Source organism: Bifidobacterium myosotis, assembly GCF_002259745.1.
In the GTDB taxonomy this organism is placed as follows: Bacteria; Actinomycetota; Actinomycetes; order Actinomycetales; family Bifidobacteriaceae; genus Bifidobacterium; species Bifidobacterium myosotis.
On the sequence record NZ_MWWW01000049.1, the window covers coordinates 1 to 5,951 of the forward strand.

The following is a 5,951-nucleotide window of genomic DNA, read 5'->3' on the forward strand; positions in this document are numbered from 1 at the left end:
ATTCGCTGCTGTTCGGAACTCTTCTGAAGCGTATTGTGGTGATTAGCAAGGCGGAAATGCGAAAAATGCGCCTTGTGCGACACGCCGAGGGAGGCGCGCTATTATGCCGTTTCCTTGGGTTTTTGCGCGCTCTGGTTTGCGTGGATGCGTGTTTGGGTGTAGGTTATTCATCTGTTGCCGCTGAGCGGTTCGGGTTTCTTCCTTGTGTTTGGTTGGGGCTTGGGTTGCTTGTGTGGTGGTGGTTTGAGAACTCAAGAGCGTGTTTGTACTACTTCTTTATAGTCAATGATTGCCAGTCCATTGCCTGCCTGCTGGTTTTCTGGTGGGTGCCTGAGAGATGGTTGAATGGTGATGGGGTTTTGTGTGAGAGGTCCTTTTTCCTTATAAAGGATTTTTCTCGTCTTTTTTGTTTTGAGAGTCTGTTTTTCGGGCTTTCTTCATGAAGTTTTTTTGTGGAGGGTTCGATTCTGGCTCAGGATGAACGCTGGCGGCGTGCTTAACACATGCAAGTCGAACGGGATCCCTGGTTTCGGCCGGGGTGAGAGTGGCGAACGGGTGAGTAATGCGTGACCGACCTGCCCTGTACTGCGGAATAGCTCCTGGAAACGGGTGGTAATGCCGCATGCTCCAATGCACTGCATGGTGTGTTGGGAAAGGTTTTTCCGGTATGGGATGGGGTCGCGTCCTATCAGGTAGTCGGCGGGGTGATGGCCCACCGAGCCTATGACGGGTAGCCGGCCTGAGAGGGCGACCGGCCACATTGGGACTGAGATACGGCCCAGACTCCTACGGGAGGCAGCAGTGGGGAATATTGCACAATGGGCGCAAGCCTGATGCAGCGACGCCGCGTGCGGGATGGAGGCCTTCGGGTTGTAAACCGCTTTTATCGGGGAGCAAGCGATGAGTGAGTGTACCCGTTGAATAAGCACCGGCTAACTACGTGCCAGCAGCCGCGGTAATACGTAGGGTGCAAGCGTTATCCGGAATTATTGGGCGTAAAGAGCTCGTAGGCGGTTCGTCGCGTCTGGTGTGAAAGCCCATCGCTTAACGGTGGGTCTGCGCCGGGTACGGGCGGGCTGGAGTGCGGTAGGGGAGACTGGAATTCCCGGTGTAACGGTGGAATGTGTAGATATCGGGAGGAACACCAATGGCGAAGGCAGGTCTCTGGGCCGTTACTGACGCTGAGGAGCGAAAGCGTGGGGAGCGAACAGGATTAGATACCCTGGTAGTCCACGCCGTAAACGGTGGATGCTGGATGTGGGGCACGTTCCACGTGTTCCGTGTCGGAGCCAACGCGTTAAGCATCCCGCCTGGGGAGTACGGCCGCAAGGCTAAAACTCAAAGAAATTGACGGGGGCCCGCACAAGCGGCGGAGCATGCGGATTAATTCGATGCAACGCGAAGAACCTTACCTGGGCTTGACATGTTCCCGGCGACGGCAGAGATGTCGTTTCCCTTCGGGGCGGGTTCACAGGTGGTGCATGGTCGTCGTCAGCTCGTGTCGTGAGATGTTGGGTTAAGTCCCGCAACGAGCGCAACCCTCGCCTTGTGTTGCCAGCGGTTCGGCCGGGAACTCACAAGGGACCGCCGGGGTCAACTCGGAGGAAGGTGGGGATGACGTCAGATCATCATGCCCCTTACGTCCAGGGCTTCACGCATGCTACAATGGCCGGTACAACGGGATGCGACACTGTGAGGTGGAGCGGATCCCTGAAAACCGGTCTCAGTTCGGATCGGAGCCTGCAACCCGGCTCCGTGAAGGCGGAGTCGCTAGTAATCGCGGATCAGCAACGCCGCGGTGAATGCGTTCCCGGGCCTTGTACACACCGCCCGTCAAGTCATGAAAGTGGGTAGCACCCGAAGCCGGTGGCCTAACCTTTTCGTAAGGGGGGAGCCGTCTAAGGTGAGACTCGTGATTGGGACTAAGTCGTAACAAGGTAGCCGTACCGGAAGGTGCGGCTGGATCACCTCCTTTCTACGGAGATTTTTTCAGGATGCCGTTCGGCGTCCGGTGTGTGCCCGACGGCCGGGATGTCCCCGGTTCGTGTTCGGGTGTGCTGGTGTGGAGGGATCGTTGGCTTTCCCGTCGTCCGTCGTGGGATGCGGGTGGGGTGGTGTGGATGCGCTTTTGGGCTCCCGGACCGCCACCCCAGGACGTGTGTTCTGGTGCGGTCCGTGCGGCGCCCCTTGCGTCATGCCGGTCCTCCTTGGTTGGGGGTTTGGCGTGCGTCATGGGTGTGCGTGGTGGTTTGAGAACTGGAGAGTGGACGCGAGCAGACGCCATCCGTTCGGCGGGTGGTGTTTGCTGTCGATTTCGATTCGAACTTCAATTATTTTTTTTTGGTTGTGTTCGTTTCGATCGTTTTGTGATCATTTTGATGTGTTGATTTGTTGTCTGGGAGTCCAGTGCAGTGTTTTCGGGCTTCACACGGCATTGTGTGTTGTGTGTTGTCTTGAAGGGCGTATGGTGGATGCCTTGGCAGGCAGGACCGATGAAGGACGCGACGGGCCGCGATAGGCCTCGGGGAGCCGCCGAGTGGGCTTTGATCCGAGGGTTTCCGAATGGGGCAACCCACCGGCAGTAATGGGCCGGTACCGCGCTTCGGCGCGGGGGGTACGCAGGGAAGTGAAACATCTCAGTACCTGCAGGAGAGGATACTCCGTGAGTAGTGGCGAGCGAAAGCGGATCAGGCTAAACCTCATGCGTGTGATACCCGTCGGGGGTTGCGTGTGGGGTGTTGTTGGGATCGTGTGCGCCGGCTCCGACGGGCCGGCCGGTGGTGATAAAGGCGTGTGCGAGGGGAACCGGGTTGAATACCGGGCCGTAGAGGGTGAGGGCCCCGTACCCGTAGGCGCATGTCCCGCCGATCATGTCTCCCGAGTAGCGCGGGTCCCGTGGAACCCCGTGTGAATCCGCCCCGACCGTGGGGCAGGCCTAAGTATTCCTGTCTGACCGATAGTGAACTAGTACCGTGAGGGAAAGGTGAAAAGCACCCCGGGAGGGGAGTGAAACAGTCCCTGAAACCGTGCGCCTACGAACCGTCGGAGCCTCCTTGGTGGGGTGACGGCGTGCCTATCGAAAAATGAGTCTGCGAGTCAGTGGTGCGTGGCGAGTATAAGCCGTGTGGCGTATGCGTAGCGAAGGCGAGTCTTAAAAGGCGTTTGAGCCGCGTGTCCTGGACCCGAAGCGGGATGATCTAGCCCTGAGCAGGTTGAAGCGCGGGTAAGACCGTGTGGAGGACCGGACCCACCTGGGTTGAAAACCGGGGGGATGACTTGGGGCTGGGGGTGAAAGGCCAATCAAATTCCGTGATAGCTGGTTCTCTCCGAAATGCATTTAGGTGCAGCGTCGGGTGATTGCATCCGGGGGGTAGAGCTACTGGATGCTTGCGGGCCCTTGTGGGGTACCAACAGCAACCAAACTCCGAATACCCGTGATGTGTATCCCGGCAGTGACCCGGCGGGGGATAAGCTTCGTCGTGGAGAGGGAGACAGCCCAGACCGTCGTCTAAGGTCCCGAAGCGCGTGCTAAGTGGGAAAGGATGTGGAGTCGCATAGACAGCCAGGAGGTTGGCTCAGAAGCAGCCATCCTTGAAAGAGTGCGTAACAGCTCACTGGTCTAGTGGTTCCGCGCCGACAATGTAGCGGGGCTCAAGCACGCCACCGAAGACGCGGCAGTACTTTGGTACTGGGTAGGAGAGCGTCCCACGGGGGGCGAAGCGGCGGCGCAAGCCGGCCGTGGATTCCGTGGGAGTGAGAATGCAGACATGAGTAGCGAGAGACGGGTGAGGATCCCGTCCGCTGGATGACCAAGGGTTCCAGGGCCACGTTCATCGTCCCTGGGTGAGTCGGGTCCTAAGGCGAGGCCGACAGGCGTAGTCGAATGGATGAACGGGTCGATATTCCCGTACCGGCTGGCGACCGATCAAACCGGAACCGTGAGCACTAACCTCCATTATTCTCGTGATGTTCCCTTCGGGGTTCGGATCGGGGTGGTGTTGGGACCGTAGCGGGAGTAGGTCAGCGCAGGAGTGACACGGAAGGGTGGCCGGCTCCGGAGGTGGTTTTCCGGGGCCAAGCACGCGGCCCGTCCCCCAGGCAAATCCGGGGGGCGTGAGGGTGAGGTGCGATGGGACGCGCGTATGCGTGGATCCGGTGATCCCGGCCGTCGAGAAAAGCTTCGGCGTGAGGGCGTCAGTCCGCCCGTACCCCAAACCGACACTGGTGGTCAGGTAGAGAATACCAAGGCGATCGAGCGAATCCTGGTCAAGGAACTCGGCAAATCACTCCCGTTCCTTCGGTTTAAGGGAGACCCCCGATGGTGAACCAACTCGCTTGGGGAGCTTTTGGGGGTGGCACAGACCAGGGGGTAGCGACTGTTTACCAAAAACACAGGTGCATGCGAAGACGCAAGTCGCTGTATATGCACTGACGCCTGCCCGGTGCCGGAAGGTTAAGAGGATCCGTCATGCTTTTGCGGAAGCGGTGAATTCAAGCCCCGGTAAACGGCGGTGGTAACTATAACCATCCTAAGGTAGCGAAATTCCTTGTCGGGTAAGTTCCGACCTGCACGAATGGCGTAACGACTTCCCCACTGTCTCGACCAGGAGCTCGGCGAAATTGCAGTACGAGTAAAGATGCTCGTTAAGCGCAGAAGGACGAAAAGACCCCGGGACCTTTACTATACCTTGGTATTGGCATTCGGTGTGGATTGTGTAGCATAGGCGGGAGACGTTGATGCGTGGTCGCCAGATCGCGTGGAGTCGCAAGGTGAAATACCGCTCTGTTCGCATTGGATGTCTAACCACGACCAGTCATCCTGGTCTGGGACAGTGCCTGGCGGGTAGTTTAACTGGGGCGGTTGCCTCCCAAAGAGTAACGGAGGCGCCCAAAGGTTCCCTCAGCCCGGTTGGCAATCGGGTGTCGAGTGCAAGTGCACAAGGGAGCTTGACTGCGAGAGCGACGGCTCGAGCAGGGACGAAAGTCGGGACTAGTGATCCGGTGCCGGTGTACGGACGCGGCATCGCTCAACGGATAAAAGGTACCCCGGGGATAACAGGCTGATCATTCCCAAGAGTCCATATCGACGGGATGGTTTGGCACCTCGATGTCGGCTCGTCGCATCCTGGGGCTGGAGCAGGTCCCAAGGGTTCGGCTGTTCGCCGATTAAAGCGGCACGCGAGCTGGGTTCAGAACGTCGTGAGACAGTTTGGTCTCTATCCTCTGCGCTCGTTGGAATGCTGAGGAGGCCTGCCCATAGTACGAGAGGACCTGGGTGGACGAACCTCTGGTATGCCGGTTGTCACGCCAGTGGCACGGCCGGTTGGCTACGTTCGGGAGGGATAACCGCTGAAAGCATCTAAGCGGGAAGCCTGCTCCGAGATAAGCATTCCGTGGATCCCTCGAGATCCTGTACCCCCCATGGAGAACACGTGGTGGATAGGCCGGACGTGGAAGCCCCGCAAGGGGTGGAGCTGACCGGTACTAACGGGGGAACGGCAACACACACCCCAACCCCTAGGGTCGGGGAGCACGAACAACGTACTGCGCTTGGATTTCCGGACGGCATGGAGCATCCGGATGACCACAAGACCCAATATCGGCATTTCGCGTCCGCTATCCGGTCCCCGGACCATCACGGGAACCAATCCCCCACACCAACGCGTGTGGGACGTCTAATTGAAGATTTGCGGCGGTCATGGCCCAGGAGAGACGCCCGGCATCCATTCCGAACCCGGAAGCTAAGGCCTGGCACGGCGATGGTACTGCACCCGAGAGGATGTGGGAGAGTAGCACACCGCCGCACTACACACGTTAACAAGGGAGCCCCGATACCAACACGGTATCGGGGCTCCTCTCGTCTACCCATTCTCTCTCTCGACCGGAACACCAACCCCCGCCAGGGCCCCCAGCATTCCCACACACCCCGAAACAACAACACAACACACAAA

1 protein-coding gene and 3 rRNA genes are annotated in these 5,951 nt (G+C 58.8%); all 4 read left to right on the top strand.

Annotated features, from left to right (window positions below; translation table 11 throughout):
• Positions 1 to 443, top strand: a 443-nt coding sequence (locus BMYO_RS11935) for a hypothetical protein (RefSeq protein WP_211276870.1), incomplete at its 5' end; no start/stop codon positions are given.
• Between the two features lie 6 nt (positions 444 to 449).
• Positions 450 to 1,975, top strand: a 16S ribosomal RNA gene (locus BMYO_RS11290).
• Positions 1,976 to 2,444: 469 nt separating this feature from the next.
• Positions 2,445 to 5,508, top strand: a 23S ribosomal RNA gene (locus BMYO_RS11295).
• A 180-nt stretch (positions 5,509 to 5,688) separates the two neighbouring features.
• Positions 5,689 to 5,806 (top strand): 5S ribosomal RNA (gene rrf / locus BMYO_RS11300).
• The 16S, 23S and 5S rRNA genes sit together here, the layout of an rRNA operon.
• Positions 5,807 to 5,951 lie beyond the last annotated feature (145 nt).